Origin of the sequence: Cellulomonas sp. IC4_254 (genome assembly GCF_011603975.1) — a bacterium.
Classification (GTDB): domain Bacteria; phylum Actinomycetota; class Actinomycetes; order Actinomycetales; family Cellulomonadaceae; genus Cellulomonas.
On sequence record NZ_JAANNB010000001.1, the window covers coordinates 1 to 18,058 of the forward strand.

The 18,058-nt window shown below is 72.6% G+C and carries 16 protein-coding genes; 8 read left to right on the forward strand and 8 right to left on the reverse strand.

Going from position 1 to position 18,058, the window contains the following annotated elements; genetic code table 11:
- The first annotated feature begins 419 nt into the window (after window positions 1-419).
- The 3 genes from G6556_RS00005 (at window position 420) to G6556_RS00015 (ending at window position 3,255) form a co-directional block, all read left to right on the forward strand.
- Window positions 420-1,103: a hypothetical protein gene (locus tag G6556_RS00005; RefSeq protein ID WP_166937526.1), complete on the forward strand. Its 684-nt coding sequence runs from the start codon at window positions 420-422 to the stop codon at window positions 1,101-1,103.
- Between the two features lie 83 nt (window positions 1,104-1,186).
- Window positions 1,187-2,917 (forward strand): hypothetical protein, encoded by a 1,731-nt coding sequence (locus tag G6556_RS00010; protein ID WP_166937527.1) that lies wholly within the window; start codon window positions 1,187-1,189, stop codon window positions 2,915-2,917.
- Window positions 2,918-3,024: 107 nt separating this feature from the next.
- Window positions 3,025-3,255, forward strand: a complete 231-nt coding sequence (locus tag G6556_RS00015; protein ID WP_166937528.1) for a helix-turn-helix transcriptional regulator — start codon at window positions 3,025-3,027, stop codon at window positions 3,253-3,255.
- A gap of 553 nt (window positions 3,256-3,808) precedes the next feature.
- Here G6556_RS00015 and G6556_RS00020 read toward each other — a convergent pair.
- Window positions 3,809-4,198, reverse strand: a complete 390-nt coding sequence (locus G6556_RS00020; protein ID WP_166937529.1) for a DUF305 domain-containing protein — start codon at window positions 4,196-4,198, stop codon at window positions 3,809-3,811.
- A gap of 176 nt (window positions 4,199-4,374) precedes the next feature.
- Window positions 4,375-5,604, reverse strand: a complete 1,230-nt coding sequence (locus G6556_RS00025; protein ID WP_166937530.1) for an alpha/beta fold hydrolase — start codon at window positions 5,602-5,604, stop codon at window positions 4,375-4,377.
- Between the two features lie 89 nt (window positions 5,605-5,693).
- Between G6556_RS00025 and G6556_RS20065 the strand changes: the two genes are divergently transcribed.
- Window positions 5,694-6,287, forward strand: coding sequence for a TetR/AcrR family transcriptional regulator (locus tag G6556_RS20065; protein ID WP_166937531.1), 594 nt, complete (start codon window positions 5,694-5,696; stop codon window positions 6,285-6,287).
- A 43-nt stretch (window positions 6,288-6,330) separates the two neighbouring features.
- Here the strand turns inward: G6556_RS20065 and G6556_RS00035 are convergent, their stop codons facing one another.
- Window positions 6,331-7,227 (reverse strand): helix-turn-helix transcriptional regulator, encoded by an 897-nt coding sequence (locus G6556_RS00035; protein WP_166937532.1) that lies wholly within the window; start codon window positions 7,225-7,227, stop codon window positions 6,331-6,333.
- 102 nt (window positions 7,228-7,329) lie between these two features.
- On the opposite strand from G6556_RS00035, the gene G6556_RS00040 reads away from it, so the two are divergent.
- From G6556_RS00040 to G6556_RS00050, 3 genes are all read left to right on the forward strand, one after another.
- Window positions 7,330-8,376, forward strand: a complete 1,047-nt coding sequence (locus G6556_RS00040) for an NAD-dependent epimerase/dehydratase family protein (RefSeq protein ID WP_166937533.1) — start codon at window positions 7,330-7,332, stop codon at window positions 8,374-8,376.
- 301 nt (window positions 8,377-8,677) lie between these two features.
- On the forward strand, window positions 8,678-9,676 hold the full coding sequence (locus G6556_RS20070; RefSeq protein WP_166937534.1) for a GGDEF domain-containing protein: 999 nt from the start codon (window positions 8,678-8,680) through the stop codon (window positions 9,674-9,676).
- A 137-nt stretch (window positions 9,677-9,813) separates the two neighbouring features.
- Window positions 9,814-11,259 (forward strand): MFS transporter, encoded by a 1,446-nt coding sequence (locus G6556_RS00050; protein WP_166937535.1) that lies wholly within the window; start codon window positions 9,814-9,816, stop codon window positions 11,257-11,259.
- A gap of 63 nt (window positions 11,260-11,322) precedes the next feature.
- Here G6556_RS00050 and G6556_RS00055 read toward each other — a convergent pair whose 3' ends face one another.
- From G6556_RS00055 to G6556_RS00065, 3 genes are all read right to left on the reverse strand, one after another.
- A complete protein-coding gene (locus G6556_RS00055; protein WP_166937536.1) occupies window positions 11,323-12,231 on the reverse strand; it encodes a LysR family transcriptional regulator in 909 nt (302 codons plus the stop codon).
- A 40-nt stretch (window positions 12,232-12,271) separates the two neighbouring features.
- Window positions 12,272-12,799 (reverse strand): SRPBCC domain-containing protein, encoded by a 528-nt coding sequence (locus G6556_RS00060; protein WP_166937537.1) that lies wholly within the window; start codon window positions 12,797-12,799, stop codon window positions 12,272-12,274.
- Window positions 12,800-12,924: 125 nt separating this feature from the next.
- The gene (locus G6556_RS00065; protein ID WP_346774625.1) at window positions 12,925-14,430 is read right to left on the reverse strand and encodes a helix-turn-helix domain-containing protein; all 1,506 of its coding nucleotides are present in this window, start codon (window positions 14,428-14,430) and stop codon (window positions 12,925-12,927) included.
- A 121-nt stretch (window positions 14,431-14,551) separates the two neighbouring features.
- Here G6556_RS00065 and G6556_RS00070 point away from each other — a divergent pair, with 121 nt between their 5' ends.
- Window positions 14,552-16,468 (forward strand): phosphoenolpyruvate carboxykinase (GTP), encoded by a 1,917-nt coding sequence (locus G6556_RS00070; protein ID WP_166937538.1) that lies wholly within the window; start codon window positions 14,552-14,554, stop codon window positions 16,466-16,468.
- On the opposite strand, the gene G6556_RS00075 is transcribed toward G6556_RS00070, so the two are convergent.
- Window positions 16,462-17,262 (reverse strand): aldolase/citrate lyase family protein, encoded by an 801-nt coding sequence (locus G6556_RS00075; RefSeq protein WP_166937539.1) that lies wholly within the window; start codon window positions 17,260-17,262, stop codon window positions 16,462-16,464. The two genes, G6556_RS00070 and G6556_RS00075, sit on opposite strands and share 7 nt — an antisense overlap.
- Window positions 17,247-18,032 carry a 2-oxo-hept-4-ene-1,7-dioate hydratase gene (hpaH, locus tag G6556_RS00080; RefSeq protein ID WP_166937540.1) on the reverse strand — a complete coding sequence of 262 codons (786 nt, stop codon included), beginning with the start codon at window positions 18,030-18,032 and terminating at the stop codon, window positions 17,247-17,249. The genes G6556_RS00075 and hpaH overlap by 16 nt, the downstream gene beginning before the upstream one ends.
- Window positions 18,033-18,058 lie beyond the last annotated feature (26 nt).

Sequence of the window (18,058 nt, forward strand, 5' to 3'; positions counted from 1 at the left end):
ACCCCCAAGCAGCTTTCTTGCTCCAGACCAACCGGCTCCCGCAACCCGGCTCACACCCCACACGACTCCCCCGGATGCGCCGCCTTTCGCCCGACGCACCCCGCCCCCGCGCTCACAGCCTCGCCCAGACCCAAGAGAGCCAGATCAAAGAACAGCGATCCGCCCGGACGCGCGATGCCGCAGGCCACGACAGCGACCGGGGCGCGAGCGCGGTCACGAGCGACCGGCCGCACCCGGCCGAACGAAGACACGCACAGCCGTGCGTCGACTGCGCCGACCACCCACCACCGGGACGGTGCCGACTCCACGACCCGCACCGTGCGGGCCCGCTCAGGAGACGCACCATGCAGCATCGCCCCCGACAGCTCCCCCCGACCTCACGCGTCCGCGGCGACGGACAGCTCACCGACCACTCCTGGGTGCGGGTCTACCCGCACCGCCTCACCGAGCTCGCACGCACCGGCGTCCTGTCGCCCGCAGCGCTCGAGCTCCTCCTGCACCTCATGACCAGGATCAAGCCGAACTCGGCCACCGTCAGCCCCTGGATCAGCGCCACGACCGCCGCCGAGCTCGGACGGCACCCCGACACCGTCAGCGCCGCCACCACCGAGCTCCGCACCACCCACGTCCTGACGAAGGACTCCCGGCACGGGACCACGAGCCTCCGGCTCGACCCGACCCTGGTCTACCGGGGCGACAGCAGCGAGCACAGGGACACGCTCCGGGCCGCGCACATCGCGCCGCCGCCCAACCGATGGGTCAAGATGTTCACCCCCAGCCTGCGCCAACTCATCGCCGACGACCTCGCCGGGAGCCGCATCCGGGTACTCCTGCGCCTCATCGCGCTCATCGACACCGGCAGCACCACCCCGCCACTCGGGTCCCCGAGCGCCGCCGCCGCGTACATCGACATGAGCCGGGCCGCCTGGTCCGGCGCCCTGCACTCCCTCGAGCAGGCCGGGTACATCCACCGCAAGGCCGACAGCAACACCGGACCAGTCACCGTGAACCCCGCCTTGGCATTCCGCGGCAGGCCAGCCGAACGCAAAGACGCTCGAAACGCGTGGAACCGTTCAGTCCCTGACGGAGGACGAAGGGCCTAAGCCCACCCGCCAAACCTGTCGATCAGGAAGAACGAGGCGACACGACCGCGCTCGCCGCAGCACCACAGCAGGGGCCACCACGCATGAGCCAGACCTCGACCACCGATCGCGACGCTGCGATCGTCTCCGACTACCGCAGCGGCAAGACCTACCGGCAGATCGCCGACGCGCTCGGGATCTCCCACCAACGGGTCGCCCAGATCGTGAAGCAGTCCGGGCAGGTCGCAGCCACGGACTCGAGCCAGGCGCGCAGAGCGGAGCGCGACGCCCGAGCGCGCACCCGTACCGAAGAGTTCGTCGCCCAGTACGGCGACGCCGTCCGGGCACTCGCAGCAGCCGGCGAACCGCGCGCTGAGGTCGAGGCTCGCATCCACGCGCTGCTGCCCCACGAGCCGGCCGCGTTCGTCAAGGCCGCCGTCGCCGCGTGCGGTCACGTCTTCGACGTGCGAGTTCAGGAGTTCGCGTTCTCGCGCTCCGTCATCGCATCGGCCGTCTGGTACGCCATCGCCGTCGACCGTGGTCTTGATGAAGACCCGGTTGCCGCACTCACCGAGCTCGACCTCGACGAGACAGCGGAACTCGCGGCCGCCCTGAGCCTGCTCGGCATCCCCGCGACGAAGGTCGCGAGCATCCTGACCCTCGCGTCCAACGCACGCACGCAGGCCGAGACCCCGACGGACGTCTCCATGACCAAAGCTCGGTACGACGACCTGCGAACCGTCGTCCTGACCGATCTCGGACTGACGTCCGGCCAGGGCGCAACACCGTGGCCGCCGACGAGCCAGACGGTCACGAAGCGGCTCGGCGAGGGCAGGTGGTCGACAGCCATGACCTCCATTGGGGTCCAGCACGGCGACCGCGGCCGCCCGCCCGGCCTAATCCTCTTCGAGGAGAACGACTACACGGACGCATTGGCCGACTTCCTCGCCGAGACGACGACGACCAACGTCCCTGCGACGTACGCCGGCTACGAGGCCTTCGTCGAGCGGGAGGCACGCGCGGGACGCAGACGACCCTCCGGGCCGTCCGTCCGCCTCTTCTACGGGAGCTGGAACAGCGCGAAGCGCGCCACCGGCGCGACCGGCCCGGCGCGCCGACCCCGCGCCGCAGGCCTCGGCACCGCCAGCGCCGCGATCCACCTGCACCGCGCGCAGCTCGAGCTCGACTCGTTCCTCATCGACCTCCAAGCCGTACGCCCCCGCGACGCCGGCGACCTGCTCGAGAGGTACATCCAGTCGAAGTGCATCCGGGAGTTCGAGGTGAGCCGCCGCCAGTGGCTCCGGGCGATGATCGGGCTCGACACCCAGGCTGTCGCACGTCGGGTCGACGAGGGCAAGGGCGACATCCCCAAGGACGTCTTCCACGAACTCCGCCAAACCGGAGACGCCGGCGCCATCACCGACATGTACATCGACCGCATCAGCTCACCGCCCAACGGCGATGTCAGGAGCACCGACGGCTGGCTTGTCGTGGACTCCCAGGCCGAGCTCGACGCGCTCAGCGACGAGCTCGTCCTGCGGTTCGAGCTCCTGCGCGCCGCCCGGAACATCTTCGTCCACGAGTCCGAGGAGTCTCTCGGCAAGCTCGCCGCCGCGATCGACCGACTCGCAGAGGTCGACGATCGATTCACAGTCCGGCGCACGCTGACCCGCACGCTGCTCATCGACTGGCTGGCCGCCGAACGAGGACGACGCATCCGAATCCTCGCTCAGACCGTCCCCGCCGTCTGGCAGAGCAAGCTCAACGCCGAGACGATGCAGCTGACCTCGACCACCCCGGAGCCGACGACGCCCGAGACGACCACGAACCGATAGCCCGGCCCCACCGGGAGCGACGCAGGCGGCCGAAGTGACCCAACCGCGCACACCGGAAACCTACCCCTGCTGCCCGAAGAGCAGGCACCCGCCTGTACCGTCACGTCGTGCACAACCCCGAGCAACAGCCCGCCTGGCAGCGCGACTTCGGCTCCCGCCTCCAGCGGCTACGCACCCAGTCGGGCCTCACGCAGGAACAGCTCGCAGCCGCCTCCGGCCTCGACCGCACGTACATCGCCGGGGTCGAACGAGGAAGACGCAACCCGACACTCGTGACGATCCGGCGCCTCGCACGCACCCTCGACATCAGCCCCGCAGACTTCTTCGACGGCACCTGACCACCCAACACGCGCCAGCCGCGCGCGACGCCCGGCGCCGCGCGCACACGCACGCACGCTCACACCATCGGAAGACCTGATCGCGACACCCCAGCGCCCGCCAGGACCCGCGCGCTCACCACTGCCGCGATCGGCGTCTTCGCCGGCCTGCTGCCGACCCAACAACACAGGTAACGACCACAGCAACAAAGCAAGAACCAGCTCGCACCATACCCGCACAGCCTCCTCACCCCACGCCACCGGTTCCACACCGAGCAGACGATCCCCAATCCCAGCGCACGCGGCATCCCTGAGGCGACATCGCGACCACCTCCGCGCCCCCGACCCCACGCCGACGCGTGCGTTGATGGCCATGTGCTTGAGGTGGTGTTTGATCACGGGGGTGCTCCGTCTGCTCAGTCGGGTCTGCTTGTCGCCGATCTCGATCCTCGACGTGCTGGGTGGAGCAAGCCCTTCGGCACCGATGAAGCGTCGATGAAGCGGACGGCGCTACTGCGGACACAGCAGCGCCACCGGGGCAAGGGGTGTCCCGGTGGCGCTGCGTCTTGGATGCTCACATGTCGGCGAGCATCTCCTTCATCTCGGCGATCTCCTCGGTCTGGTCGCCGATGATCGTCCCGGCCAGGGCCAGCGCGTCCTCGTTGAGGCCGTTCTCCTGCTCCTGCTGGGACATGGTGATCGCGCCCTGGTGGTGCTCGATCATCATCTCCAGGAACATCCGGTCGAAGTCCGCGCCGGCGTCTTCGAGCTGCTGCATCTGCTCGTCGTCCGCCATGCCGGCGTGTCCGCTGGAGTGGTCCATCCCGCCCATGTCGTCCTCGCTGCTGGGCGGCTCTTCTCCCCAGGTCTCCAGCCAGGAGGTCATGAGGTCGATCTCGGGCTGCTGGGCGAACTGGATGTCGCTGGACAGCTTCTGAACCTCATGCCCGAGGACGGCATCCATCCACGCCCGTACGGCGCCGCGGCCCGGTCCGCGAGTCCGCCGGACCCGATGCCGGCGCAGCAGCACGCGAACGCGGTGCGCGATCACCCGGCTCAGCACCCGCCCAGACCCCGTCCCTCCCTCACGAGCTGCTGCCGGGTGCCGCCCTCGTGATCACGCCCGCGCCGCCGGGTCGGTCAGGCCGTCACGGCTCCACGGAAGCGGAGGACATTATCCAGCCAGTCGTACACCGTGGCGAAGGCGAACCGCTGGGCGCCGCTGTGGCAGTGAGCCGCAGCCCCGTCTGCCTCGGTGAACTCGACCAGAGTGCTGGCCGCGTTGAGGTGCTCGTGCAGCAGCTCGGGCTGTCCGGCGAAGAACAGGTCGTCCTGCGCGTCGGCCACCAGGACGGGGCACTGGATCTGCTCGGCGATCCCGCCGCCGAGGGAGTAGTCGAAGTAAGTCGCCATGAACTTCCGAGGCGAGTCCACGTTCATGGTGTACATGCCGTGCAGGCACCCCCACCGCGCGGTCGGGTTGGCCGCCATGATCTTCTCGAGCGCGGCGTCCAGCTCCGGCGCCTCCTCGGCCCGCAGTGCGGCTTCCGCCTGCTCGCGGTCCATCGGCAGGAAGTTCATCGCCGCTCCGCCGAGGTCGAACACGCCGTCGAGTGCGATGACGCCGGCGAGGCGGTGCTCGAAGGCCGCAGCGCGCGGGGCGAGGATTCCGCCCATGCTCACACCGAGCAGCGCCGTTCGTTCCTGATCGACCTCGGGGTGGGTGGCGAACAGCCAGTCCAGGACAGGCGTCACGACCGTTTCCCAGTCGGCACGGAACGTCAGCCCGTCGCGGCGACGCGAGCTGGGCTGCCCGGGGCCGTCGAAGCTCAGCACGTGGTAGCCCCGCTCGACGGCCGCCGCCGCCCCGAAGAAGTGCATCTCCTCCACCGAGCCGTCGAAGCCGTTGTGCATGACCACGGTGGGACGCTCTCCCGGCCCACCGCGGTAGAAGTAGCCGTGCAGGGTGGTTCCCTCGAACGGCACTTCGACCTCCCGCACGGCACCGTCGGTGAGCTCCACGTAGGCACGGAATGCGGCGAGGGAGTCGTCGTAGGACTCCTGGATCCGCGGGTCGTCCGGGTTGCCGTGCAGGAAGAACTCGGCGCAGCGGAAGTAGTTGCTGGCGCGCAGGTAGTGGTCCCGCGCGGAGACCGCGTGCCCACCCTCGCGCGCTGTGTCGGCGTGCTGCAGGACGCGCCGCGCCGTCGAGGTCCACTCCCGGTACCAGCTCTCGTAGTCGCCGGCGGTGATGCGAGCCGCGGTGGTGGCGACCTCGCCGAGGTCCGAGCCGCCGTAGACGGCGTGGCCGAGGGCACGCTGCGTCTCGTACCAGAACTGCGGGTCGTCGTGAAAGAAAAGAGGGTCCATGGCCGTGCTCCTATCGCAGCGATGATGCGTTAAGACGACCCTAGGTCGCACCTGCTCCGAACGCAAGTTAGTTGCGTTAAACTCGTCGGGTGATCGACAAGCAGCAGCGTCCCGGTGGGCGGAGCGCCCGCACCCGCGAGGCCGTGCTCGCCGCGGCAGCCCAGTTGATGCACGAGTCCGGCGAGGAGGCGATCACCATCCCGGCCGTGGCCGAGCGCTCTGGTGTCCATCCCACGACGATCTACCGTCGCTGGGGCTCGGCGGCGGTCGTCCTGCTGGACCTGCAGACAGCTCGCCTGAGCAGGTCGGCGGCGATGCCCGATACCGGAACGCTGCGAGCCGACCTGCTCGCCTACGGCACGACCGCCGCGACCGACATCGCCGCCCCCGGTGGTCTGGCTCTCGTGCGTGCGGCTCTGGAACCGGGCGCCCGCGACACCCCGGCGGTGCGAACGCGGCGCGCCGAGGTCCTGGCGCAGCGCGCCGCGGAGATACAGGAGATGCTCGACCGCGCCGTCGAGCGAGGCGAACCCGCACTCGACTACCGCGACGTCATCGACGGCCTGCTCGCCCCGATCTACCTGCGTCAGATCCTGCAGGTCGACGGCATCGACGACGCGCACCTCGTGCACCTCGTCGACCGGGTGCTGGCGACCGCAGCGGTCCGGCCCGTCGAACCGTGACGCGTTGACTCGCTGATGGCCATCACGGTGGCGCCTCCGACCGTTACAGCGGTCGGCGAGCGAAGGAGTCGGCATCGGCTCCGCCGGCTCTCGCCGACGGCCCGTGCCTCGCGATCGTCGTCGCGGCCACCGATCCGAGGAATGCCAGCTTCTCTCCGGCGTCGGTGCCCGGGCTGGGTTGGTAGACGACCAGCATCATCCCGTCCGCGCCCGTCACGGCGAGCTTGTCCCGGTCCAGGCGCAGCGCACCGACCATCGGGTGGTCGAGAACAACGGCGCCGCTGCCGCGGTCCGCGACGTCGTGCCGCGCCCACAGCCGACGGAACAACGGGCTCGCGACGGAGAGCTCCCCCACCAGCGCGATGACGCGCGGATCGTCGACGTCGGTACCCACGGATCGACGGAACCCGGCGATCAGCGCCCCCGCGGCCCGCTCCGCATGCGTGAACAGCGCCCGCTCCGAAGGGTCGAGGAACACGTCCCGCAACCGGTTGCGCCCCACGTCGAGGCACGCCGAGACCGCGGTGGCGAGCGGGTTCGCCGCGAGCACGTCCAGGTAGCGACCCTCGACGAAGGCGGGCACGGGCAACGTCTGCACCAGTCGCAGCAGGCTCGGCGGCGGCGTCTCCCGTCGGACGCGCGCCCGACCGGAGCCGGGGCGCGCGGGGTCGACCGCGTCGGCGAGAACCACGAGGTGCGCGACATCGAGCTGCAGGACGCGGGCGATCGCCTCGAGCACCTGCCGCGACGGGCGCCTGTCGCGTCCCTGCTCGAGGCGGACGTAGTACTCGGCGCTGATGCCGGCGAGCATCGCCACCTCCTCGCGACGCAGCCCCGCGACCTTCCGCCGGGCGGAGGTCGGGATGCCGGCACGTTCAGGGGTCACGAGCTCGCGCCGGGCGCGCAGGTACTCCCCCAGCAGGTTGCGCGCCTCGACCATGTCGCCACCGTAGCTTCTGGCGCGCTCCGGACCCTGCCTCTGGCAGTACCAGTGTCAGCGGGGGCTCCCGCGTCCACCCGACGACCGTGCACGATCGGCACCATGACTGACATCGACCCCACTGCGCCCGTCCTCGTCACCGGCGGCTCCGGCTTCATCGCGGGCCACTGCATTCTCCAGCTGCTCGCCCAGGGCAGGCCGGTCCGGACGACCCTCCGTTCGCTGGCGCGCGAGGCCGAGGTCCGGACGGTCCTCGCCGAGGCAGGGGTACGAGAGCTGGGCCGGCTCGAGGTCGTCGCCGCGGACCTCGACGCCGACGCGGGCTGGGACGAGGCCGTGCGCGGCACCGCGGGCGTCCTGCACGTGGCCTCCCCCGTCACGCCGGGGCACGTCGAGGAGGAGGACGAGCTGATCGTCCCAGCGCGCGAGGGTGCGCTCCGCGTCCTGCGGGCCGCGCGGGACGCGCGAGTGCCCCGGGTCGTCCTCACCTCGGCCTTCCACGCCGTCGGCTTCGGCCACGGCCGGGTCGACCACGTGTTCACCGAGGACGACTGGTCGCCGCTCGACGGCCCCGGTATGGACGCGTACGGGCGCAGCAAGGTGCTCGCCGAGCGCGCCGCGTGGGATGACGTGCGGGTCCACGGCGGACCGGAGCTCGTCACGATCCTGCCGGTCGCCGTGCTCGGGCCCGTCATGGGGGACGCGGTGTCCGGCACCAACCGGTTGCTCCAGCGCATCCTCACGGGCGCGCTGCCCGGGTTCCCCGATCTCGCGATCCCCTTCGTCGACGTCCGCGACGTCGCTGCCGCCCACATCGCGGCCCTCGACCGCCCCGAGGCTGCGGGCCTGCGCGTCCTGGTCGCCTCGCAGGACGTCGCCACACCGTTGCGAGAGGTCGGGGCGGTCCTGCGCGAGGCGCTCGGCGACGCCGCCCACGCGGTGCCGACCCGGAACATCCCGTCGATCCTCATCCGCGCAGGTGCCGCGGTGCGACCCGAGATGCGCGAGATCGCCCCGGAGCTCGGCTACGTCAAGCGCCTGTCGACCGCACGCGCGCGCGACGTGCTCGGACTCACCCCCCGCCCGTGGACCGAGGCGGTCGTCGCCGGGGCCCGCAGCATGATCGACAAGGGGCTCGTCGAAGCCTGAGCGACCACCAGGACCCAACCGCTCGCCCATCTGGTCCGAACCGGCCGCCACCGTCCGGACCTTCCGCCACACCTGCTCGGCCGCTGCGGACACCTCCGATGCCGCCGCGACCTGCCGGTTGGTCGCGGACGTCTTGGTCCTAGCACCGGGTGAGTCGCGACGCCTGCCTTCAGGAGGATCGGTGGCGGCCGATGAGCCGGACGTGAGCTCACCGCCTTGTCATACCGACCCAAGCCCACGTCAGGCCGGCCGACCCCCCGCGGTCGTACGCCTGGTCGCGCGCACGCCCGCGTGGTTGCTCGTGGGAGGTACCGCGGCCGCCGCTGGTCGGCTCCTCCTGGTGTTCTGCGGCGGCTTCGTCGTGGTGGCGGCGCTGTACGTCGGGATCGACCGGAACGAACAGCTCATGCTCGTCGCCGCCTCGGCGTTCATGTTCCTGCTCCTCGTCGTGAGCCTGCGGGTGCCGTGGCACCGGTTCCCGTGGGGCACGATCGCCTTCCCCGTCTCCGTGCTGCTTGCACTCGCGGTGCTGGCTCACGTCACGGCGGAGGTCACGTTTGCCTTCGTCAGCCTGATCCCGCTGACTTTCGTCTACGTAGGGCTCTTCCACCCGGGGCGGGCCGCGCTCGTCGTCCTCCCCGTCGCGTGGTGGTCGTACATCGCGATGGTCCCGATCTTCGACAGCATGGCTGCGATCCGCCTGACCGGGTACGGCATCGTGTGGTGGGCCACCGCCCAGGTCCTCGCGGTCACGATGGCGCTCCAGCGGGACCTCCGGCGCCGGCTCGCCGACGACGCGCGGACCGACGTCCTCACCTCGCTCGGCAACCGCCGCGACCTCGAGGAGCGCCTGTCGCAGGCCCGTCCGGGCGACTGCCTGGTGATCGCGGACCTCGACCACTTCAAGCGGCTCAACGACACCCGGGGCCACGCCGCCGGCGACGCCGTCCTGGAGAAGTTCGGCGGCTACCTCGCCCAGCACATCCGCCGGCGCGACTACGCCGCGCGGTACGGCGGTGAGGAGTTCGTCCTGATCCTGCCGCGCACGGAACCGGTCCAGGCGGCCACCATGCTCCGTGCCCTGCGCACGGAGTGGGCCGAGCAGGCCACCGGGGTCACCTTCTCCGCCGGGATCGCCGTCGTCACGCAGGGCACCCCTCCTGGGAGCGCGCTCGCCGCCGCCGACATCGCCCTCTACCGCGCGAAGGACGCCGGTCGGGACCAGATCCGTATCGCCGGCACACCGATCGGGGGGACCCACCTGTCGGCAGCGGCCGGCACGCGGTCGGACGACACCTGAGCAGGGCGGGGTTCGCGCCGATCCAGCACTGGCATGACCGAGATCACGCATCGGTCCGACATACCCATGGGGGGTATTAATGTAGCGGTCGAGGGGTACCCGTACGGGGTAGCCGAGAACGACCGGAAGGACCTGCCATGGCCCGCGACGCCGCCCGCGCCGCCTCGAACAGCCTGCGTGCGTCACGATCGCTCACCTGGGCACTCCTGGTCATCGCGACCGCCCAGCTGATGATGGTGCTCGACGACACCGTCGCCAACGTGGCGCTGCCGAGCGTGCAGGCCGACCTGGAGGTCTCCGAGGCCGCGCTCCCGTGGGTGATCAACGCGTACGTGCTCGCCTTCGGTGGCCTGCTGCTCCTGGGAGGGCGTGCGGGCGACGTGTTCGGCCGCCGGCGGGTCCTGCGTACCGGCCTCGTCGTGTTCACCGTGGCGTCGGTCGTGGGTGGCCTCGCACCGGGGATCGAGCTGCTGGTCATCGCCCGGGCGGTCCAGGGCGTGGGAGCCGCCCTCGTGGCGCCGAACGCTCTGGCGCTCATCGCGACGACCTTCCCGGAAGGCAAGCCGCGCAACAAGGCGGTCGCGGTCTACGGTGCGATGTCCGCCCTCGGCATCATCGGGGGCGTCCTGCTCGGCGGCGTCCTGACGAGCGCGCTGTCCTGGCGGTGGGTGCTGCTCGTCAACCTGCCGATCGGCGTGGCCGTCCTGGCCGGCACGCGAGTCCTGCGCGACGCCCCCCGCGGCACCAGCCGTGTCGACGTGCTCAGCGCCGTCGGGGCCACGGGGAGCTTCGCCGCGCTCGCCTACGGCTTCACCCGCGCCGGGGCGAGCGGGTGGACCGACCCCGTCACCCTTGTCGCCTTCGGCGTCGCGGTCCTGCTGCTCGTCGCCTTCATCGCGCGGCAGTCGATCAGCAGCAGCCCGCTCCTGCCGTTGCGTCTGCTCACGGACCGCAACAGGGCCGGTGCGTACGTCGGGGTGCTCATCATCGGCGCCGGCCTCATGGGGACGTTCTACCTCGCGACGTTGTTCATGCAGCAGGTCCTGCAGTTCGGCCCCTTCCAGGCCGGCGTGGCGGCCCTCCCGTTCGGGTTCGGCATCGTGATCGCCTCGGCAGTCGCGGCCAAGCTCGCAGGGAAGCTCCCCCCGCGCGCGGTGTCCGTGCCCGGGTTCGTCCTGGCCGCAGGGGGTGCGTTCTGGCTGTCCTCGCTGGAGTCAGGTTCCTCGTACCTCGACCACCTGATGATTCCGCTGTTCCTGTGCTCTGCCGGGCTCGGCCTGGCCTTCGTGCCCATGACGCTCACCGTGGTGCACGGCGTCGTCGAGCGGGAGACCGGCGTCGCCTCAGCCGTCATGAACACCGCCCAGCAGATCGGGGCGGCTCTCGGCCTCGCCGTCCTCACCGTCGTCGCCACCACCGCATCGGCGGCGGGGTCCGCCGACCGCGCCACGGCGGACGCCCTCAGCGACGGATACGCCGCGGCCTACCTCGCGGCGGCCGTCATGTTCCTCGCCGGCGCCATCATCACGGCCTTGACAGTCACCACCAGGAACCACCAGGGCACGCGCGCTCCCTCGGCGTGACGCCTGGCGAGGTGGAGCCGCCCCGCGCCTCGCAGAACCAACGCGTCCCGGGCCACCGTCCGGTCACCAGACCCGGGCGCACGCCTCCAGCCGGCGCCGCACGAGGTCGACGTGCGGGTTGGCGTCGGCACCGGGCCGCTCGACGAGGAACAGGGTGTTCAGCGGCGGCTCGGGCGGGGTGAGCAGGGGGACCAGCCGCCCTTCGGCCAGATGGTCCGCGCACAGCGACGCGGGCAGCACGCTGCACCCCGCCCCCGCCACGACCGCGGCCTGGACCGCGTGCAGGTTCGGCACGGTGAGCGCGGCGGGTGCGTCCAGCACGCGTCCGAGCACCTGCCGCCAGTACCGGCGCACGATCGGGAGGTCGTCGGCGTAGGTCACCAGCGGCACCGCCCTCAGGTCGTCAGGACCGGGCGGGGCAGGCAGGCGTGCCGCCCAGGCCGGAGCCGCGACGAGCACGTACTCCTCGTCCGTGAGCGGGGACGACCGCAGCGCGCGCCCTCGCGGGCGGCGCGTGGTGATCACGAGGTCGTGGGCTCCCGACCGCAGGCCCTCGACGAGCGGTTCGCTGAGGCCCTGCGAGACCCGGAGCTCCACACCGTCGGCCACCAGGTCGGCGAGGGCGGGCAGCACGCGCGCGCACAGCAGCTCGGAGGGGCCCGCGATCCGCACGGGTCGTCCCGCACCGCTCAGCCCGCCCCCGCCGATCGCCACCAGCGCGTCGAGGGGTGCGGCGAGCCGGGCCGCCAGGTCGTGCGCGGGCGGGGTGGGTTCCACCCCGCGGGGCAGGCGCTCGAACAGCGTCGCGCCTGTCTGCTGCTCCAGCGCCCGCACCTGCGTCGTGACGGTGGGCTGCGCCAGGCCGAGCCGCGCCGCGGCAGCCGTGAAGCTGCCCGCGCGGTACACCGCGAGGAACGTGCGCAGGAGATTCAGGTCGGTGCTCGCCGCGCCCGGCCTCTCGTGCGAGGTCATGCGTGCATGGTAGGAGCCGCCCGCCCGCTGCGGGTCGCGCTCAGGTCGCCGACGACGCCGAGCTGGCGGCGACGAGACCGTCGAGCCATGCCTGGTGCCCGTTGAGCATCGGGTTCGGGCGCTCCGCGGCCAGGGCGGCGGCCGGGGCGCCGATCTGGGTCTCCTGGGTCAGGATGCGCACGCGCCCGCCGGGCAGGTCCTCGACGAGCCAGGCGTGGAGCACGTCCAGGCGGTCCTGCGGCTCCCCGTCCTGCCGAGCGGTCCAGGACAGGCGGCCTGCGGTCCCCGCGGCGGGCGGGACCAGCTCGACGACGCGCGCCTCGAGGGGCGGGAACCCGAACGTGCCGAAGCGGAATTCCAGGCCGTCGGTCAGCACCGGCCCACCACCGGAAGGGAACGAGATGCCGTCCACGTTGTCGTAGTAGGACCGCCACCTCGCCGTGTCCGTCAGGAACGGCCACACGTCGGCCGCGGCGAGCCCTCGGACGACGACCTCGTTCGACACGAAGTTGTCCCCGGTACCCGGCAGGTAGCGGTCGGGCCAGGTGATGGCACTCTGCGTGGTCATGGTGGTCTGCCTCTCGTCGACGCCCGGCGTCCCCGGGCCGCCAGCCAGGCTAGGCGTCCTCGTCATCGGGCCACCAATAGCTGCGGGCATCGAACGCATAGCGTATGTGATGGCTCACCCGACGGTCAGCCGGCCGTCCCCGGCTCCTGCACCGGCGAGGCGGGCGCGTGCCGGTCCAGGAACGCGTACACCTCCCGCGCGTCCACGCCGGGGAACGTCCCCGCGGGCAGGGCCGAGAACACCTGCTGGTGGATGCGGGCGCTGGGCCAGGACGCGTGGCGCCACCGCGCGACCGCGGAGGCCGGGGGGCGCCGGCAGCACGACTCGTCGGGGCAGGTCGAGCGGTGGCGCACCGCGGTGTCCCGCCCGCGGAACCAGGTCGCGGACGAGAACGGCACACCGACCGCGAGCGCGATCTGCCCGGTGGCACCCGACCCTGTCTGCGTGGAGCACCAGAAGGTGCCCGCCGGCGTGTCGGTGTACTGGTAGGACTCCGAGGGCCGGTCGCGACGGGTCAGCGCGCGCCGGACGCCCCACGCCCGGCACACGGGCTGCCCCTCGATCGCGCCCGTCACGTCGACAGGCAGGGGCAGGCCGTCGTTGGCGTACGCCCGGTAGATGGCGCCGTCCCCGCCGATCCGCACGAAGTGCACCGGGATGCCGAGGTGGTGGGTCGCCAGGCTGGTGAACCGCTGCCCTGCCGCCTCGTGCGTCACCCCGAAGGCGTCGCGGAGGTCCTCGATGGCGAGGTCCTTCGCGCGCTTGCGCTCGTGCAGGTGCGCGACGACCGCGGTCTCGGGCAGCAGGCAGCACGACGCGAAATAGGTGATCTCCATCCGCTGGCGCAGGAACTCCTCGTAGGACGCCGGGCGCTCGTGCGCCAGCACCCGGTGCGCGATCGCCTGCAGCACGAGCGAGCGCAGGCCGTGCCCTCCCGGCGTCGAGGCGAGCGGGACGTAGATCCGGCCGTGGGTGAGGTCGGTCACGGTCCGGGTGGAGGCGGGCAGGTCCTCGACGTGGATGATCGTGAACCCGAGGCGTTCCGCCATGCGGGACACGGCGTGGTGCGTGAGCGCCCCCCCGGTGTAGCCGGCCCGACGCACGAGGTCCTCGGCCAGCCGCTCGATGTCGGGGAGGTAGTTGTCGCGCGCCTGCCGCTCCAGGCGGATCTGCGTGTTGGCGCGACGGGCCTCCTCCGGCGTCGCCACCGCCTCGAGGTCCCGCCGTCGCAGCTCCTCGTGCAGGCCGACGAGCTGCTCGAGCACCGGCAGCGGCAGCGACCGGCCCGGCCGGACCACGGGCAGGGCGAGCCGTTCGAACCCGGGGACGCGCTGGGCCCGGTCGAGCGCGATCTCGAGCGCGGCGCGCCGCGAGGGCGGCGTTGGGTCGAGCAGGTCGGCGAGCGGCACGTCGAGCACCTCGGCGATGCCCCGGAGCAGCGCGAGCCTCGGCTCCCGCCGCCCGTTCTCGACGAGCGACAGGAGGCTGCCGGTGACCCCGACGCGACGACCGAGGGCGTCGAGCGTCAGGCCGCGTGCCGTGCGGAGGTGCCGGACCCGACGCCCGAGCGTCAGGGCGTCGGGGCCGGCCGGGCGCGGGTCGGCGGGGCGCCGGCGGACGTCGTCAGCCACGGACCTGACCAACCGTCAAGACGGCGCGTCCTTGACAGGTCGGGAGGGCGGCGGCCGCGCGGCGCTCGACAGCACGATGGGGCGTGCGGGACCCCGACCCCCCGCGCAGAGGAGACCGGACATGAGCACCTTCACCGACGCGGCCGGCCCGCGGGGCGTCCGAACCCGGCGCCCGACGCCCGCCGACGTCGCCGCGGCGGCCGCGCGCGGGGACGTGCGCGCCTGGGTCGAGGCGGTGGCCGCTCTCACCGAGCCGGACGCCGTGGTGTGGTGCGACGGCTCCGCGTCCGAGCGCGCCCGGCTGCTCGACGCGATGGTGGGTGCCGGCACGCTCGTCCCCCTGGACCCCGGGCGCCGTCCCGGGTCTTACCTGGCGCGGTCCGACCCCGACGACGTCGCCCGGGTCGAGTCGCGCACGTTCGTGTGCCCGAGCCGGCGGGCCGACGCCGGTCCGACCAACAACTGGCGCGATCCGGCGGAGATGCGCACGGAGCTGGGCGAGGCGTTCGCCGGCAGCATGCGGGGCCGGACCCTGTACGTCGTGCCGTTCTCCATGGGCCCGGTCGGCAGCCGGCTGTCCCGGGTCGGGGTGCAGGTGACCGACTCCCCGTACGTCGTGGTGAGCATGGCGATGATGACCCGCGTGGGCACGGCCGTGCTCGACCGCGTCGCCGCCGGGGAGCCGTTCGTGCCCGCGGTGCACTCGGTCGGCGCGCCGCTGGTCGCCGGGGAGGACGACGTCCCGTGGCCGTGCAACGCGACCAAGTACATCGTGCACTTCCCCGAGTCCCGCGAGATCTGGTCCTACGGCTCCGGGTACGGCGGCAACGCGCTGCTGGGCAAGAAGTGCTTCGCGCTGCGCATCGCGTCCGTCATCGGCCGCGACGAGGGATGGCTGGCCGAGCACATGCTGCTGCTGCGGCTGACGTCCCCGCAGGGCCGCCGGTACCACGTGGCCGCGGCCTTCCCGTCGGCGTGCGGAAAGACCAACCTCGCCATGCTGCACCCCACGCTGCGCGGCTGGCGGGTGGAGACCCTGGGGGACGACATCGCGTGGCTGCAGCCCGGCCCGGACGGGGCGCTGCGGGCGATCAACCCGGAGGCCGGGCTGTTCGGCGTGGCACCGGGTACGGGTCCCACGACGAACCCCGCCGCGGTGGAGATGCTCGCGCGCGACGTGATCTTCGCGAACGTGGCGCTCACCGACGAGGGCGACGTCTGGTGGGAGGGCCTCACCCCCGAGCCGCCCGCCCACCTCGTGGACTGGACCGGCGCGGACTGGACGCCGGCCGACGGTGCCGCCGGCCGCCCCGCCGCGCACCCCAACTCCCGGTTCACGGTGTCCGCCACCCGGTGCCCCACCCTGGCCGCGGACTGGGACGACCCCGAGGGCGTCGCCGTCGACGCGATCGTCCTCGGCGGACGTCGCGCGACGACCGTCCCGCTGGTGCTGCAGGCCGAGAGCTGGGAGCACGGCGTGCTCATGGGGGCGACCGTCGCGTCGGAGCGCACCGCGGCCGCCGAGGGCCAGGTCGGCGAGCTGCGGCGCGACCCGTTCGCGATGCTGCCGTTCTGCGGCTACGACATGGCGGACCACTGGGCCCACTGGCTGCGGGTCGGCGCCGCGCTGGACCCGGCGCGCCGGCCGCTGGTGTTCCAGGTGAACTGGTTCCGCACCGGTGCCGACGGCCGGTTCCTGTGGCCGGGGTTCGGCGAGAACGCGCGCGTGCTGGCGTGGGTCGCGGACCAGGTCGACAGGGCGCGGCTCGTCCGCACGGATGTCGGCGCCGTCCCGAGCCCGATCGGGCTGCTCCCGGCGCCCGGCGCCCTGGACACCGCGGGGCTCGCGATGGACGAGCGTGCGCTCGCCGAGCTGCTCGCCTTCGACCCCGGGGCGTGGCTCCGGGAGACCGAGCGGACCGAGGAGTTCTTCGGGCAGTTCGGGGACCGGGTGCCGGGGAGCCTGCGCGCGCAGGTCTCCCGGATGCGGGCGGCCCTCGCGGCCTCGGCGGGGTCCGGCGGCCACGGCGGTCAGTAGCCCGCGCGGGGCGGGGCGGCGCTCCCGGCGAACCGGCCGGCGAGCGCCTCCGCCCCGCGCGCCAGCAGGGCGACGTCCGCGCCCACCAGGACGAACGACGCGCCGGCCGCGAGGTACGAGTCCGCCACCGCGGGGTCGAACGCGTTGACGCCGGCGGGTACCCCGGCCGCGTGCACCGACTGCAGGATCCGCAGCACCGCGGCGGTCACGTCGGGGTGCGTCTGCCGTCCGAGCAGGCCCATGGACGCCGCGAGGTCGGACGGACCGACGAAGACGGCGTCCACGCCGTCGACGGCCGCGATGTCGCCCGCCCTCGCCACCGCGTCGGCCGTCTCGACCTGCACCACCAGCGACACGTGCTCGTCCGCGCGCCCGAGGTAGCCGTCGACCGCGTTCCAGCGCGCCGCCCGCGCGAGCGCGGAGCCGACGCCACGACCGCCCCGGGGTGGGTAGCGGACCGCCGCGACAGCCGCCCGGGCCTCCTCGGCGGAGCCCACCATCGGCACCATCACGTTCTGCGCGCCGAGGTCGAGCACCTGCTTGAGCACCACCGGGTCGTTGACCGGGACGCGCACCACCGGCGTGACGGGGTAGGCGGCGACCGCCTGCAGCTGGGCGAGGACCGATGGCAGGTCGTTGGGGCCGTGCTCCATGTCGACGAGCAGCCAGTCCAGCCCCCCGCCGGCGCAGATCTCGGCGACCAGGGGACTGCCGGAGCTGATCCACATGCCGGCCAGCGGGCGCCCGGCTCCGGCCAGCGCCTCGCGGAACGTCGGACTCAGACGAACCGGCACGAGATCACCCCGAGGGGCCCGTAGTCGCACAGCACGCTGTCGCCGCGCGAGACCCAGACGGGGCGGGTGAACGAACCGGCGAGCACGGTCTCTCCCGCCTCGATCCGCGCGCCGTGCTGGTGCAGCTTCTGGGCCAGCCACGCGACGCCCGTCGCCGGATGGTTGAGCACGCCGGCCGCGACCCCCGTCTCCTCGATGGTCTCGTTGCGGTACAGCAGGGCGGAGACCCAGCGCAGGTCCACGTCGCCGGGTGCCGTCGGGGTGCCGCCCAGCACCACGCCGCCGTAGGCGGCGTTGTCCGCGATGGTGTCGACGATCGTGCGGCCCTCCAGCTCGATCCTCGAGTCGAGGATCTCCAGCGCGGGCGTCACGTGGTCGGTGGCGCGCAGCACGTCGAACACGGTGCAGCGCGGACCCTCGAGCGGGGCGCGCAGGACGAAGGCGAGCTCGACCTCGATCCGGACGTTCGAGTAGGCGTCGAACGGGATGAGCGCCCCGCTGTCCCACACCGTGTCGTCGAACATCACCCCGTAGTCCGGCTCGGTGATCCCGGTCGCCGCCTGCATCGCCCGCGACGTCAGCCCGATCTTGCGTCCGACGACGCGCCGGCCGGCGGCGATGTTTTTGTCCCGCCACACGTTCTGGATCGCGTAGGAGTCCTCGACCGTGGCCTCGGGATAGCGCGCGGTGATGCGCGGGATCACACCGCGGGCGCGCTCCGCCGCCGCGAGCTCCTCGGCGATCGCGGTGATCGTGTCGGCGGTCAGCATGCAGGCTCCTCGAGGGGGGACGGGGG

Excerpts from the sequence above, each read along its gene's own strand:
- G6556_RS00010 (WP_166937527.1), top strand. The coding sequence starts at position 1,187 with ATGAGCCAGACCTCGACCACCGATCGCGACGCTGCGATCGTCTCCGAC.
- G6556_RS00020 (WP_166937529.1), bottom strand. The coding sequence starts at position 4,198 with ATGGATGCCGTCCTCGGGCATGAGGTTCAGAAGCTGTCCAGCGACATC.
- G6556_RS00025 (WP_166937530.1), bottom strand. The coding sequence starts at position 5,604 with ATGGACCCTCTTTTCTTTCACGACGACCCGCAGTTCTGGTACGAGACG.
- G6556_RS00035 (WP_166937532.1), bottom strand. The coding sequence starts at position 7,227 with ATGGTCGAGGCGCGCAACCTGCTGGGGGAGTACCTGCGCGCCCGGCGC.
- G6556_RS00040 (WP_166937533.1), top strand. The coding sequence starts at position 7,330 with ATGACTGACATCGACCCCACTGCGCCCGTCCTCGTCACCGGCGGCTCC.
- G6556_RS00050 (WP_166937535.1), top strand. The coding sequence starts at position 9,814 with ATGGCCCGCGACGCCGCCCGCGCCGCCTCGAACAGCCTGCGTGCGTCA.
- G6556_RS00055 (WP_166937536.1), bottom strand. The coding sequence starts at position 12,231 with ATGACCTCGCACGAGAGGCCGGGCGCGGCGAGCACCGACCTGAATCTC.
- G6556_RS00060 (WP_166937537.1), bottom strand. The coding sequence starts at position 12,799 with ATGACCACGCAGAGTGCCATCACCTGGCCCGACCGCTACCTGCCGGGT.
- G6556_RS00070 (WP_166937538.1), top strand. The coding sequence starts at position 14,552 with ATGAGCACCTTCACCGACGCGGCCGGCCCGCGGGGCGTCCGAACCCGG.
- hpaH (WP_166937540.1), bottom strand. The coding sequence starts at position 18,032 with ATGCTGACCGCCGACACGATCACCGCGATCGCCGAGGAGCTCGCGGCG.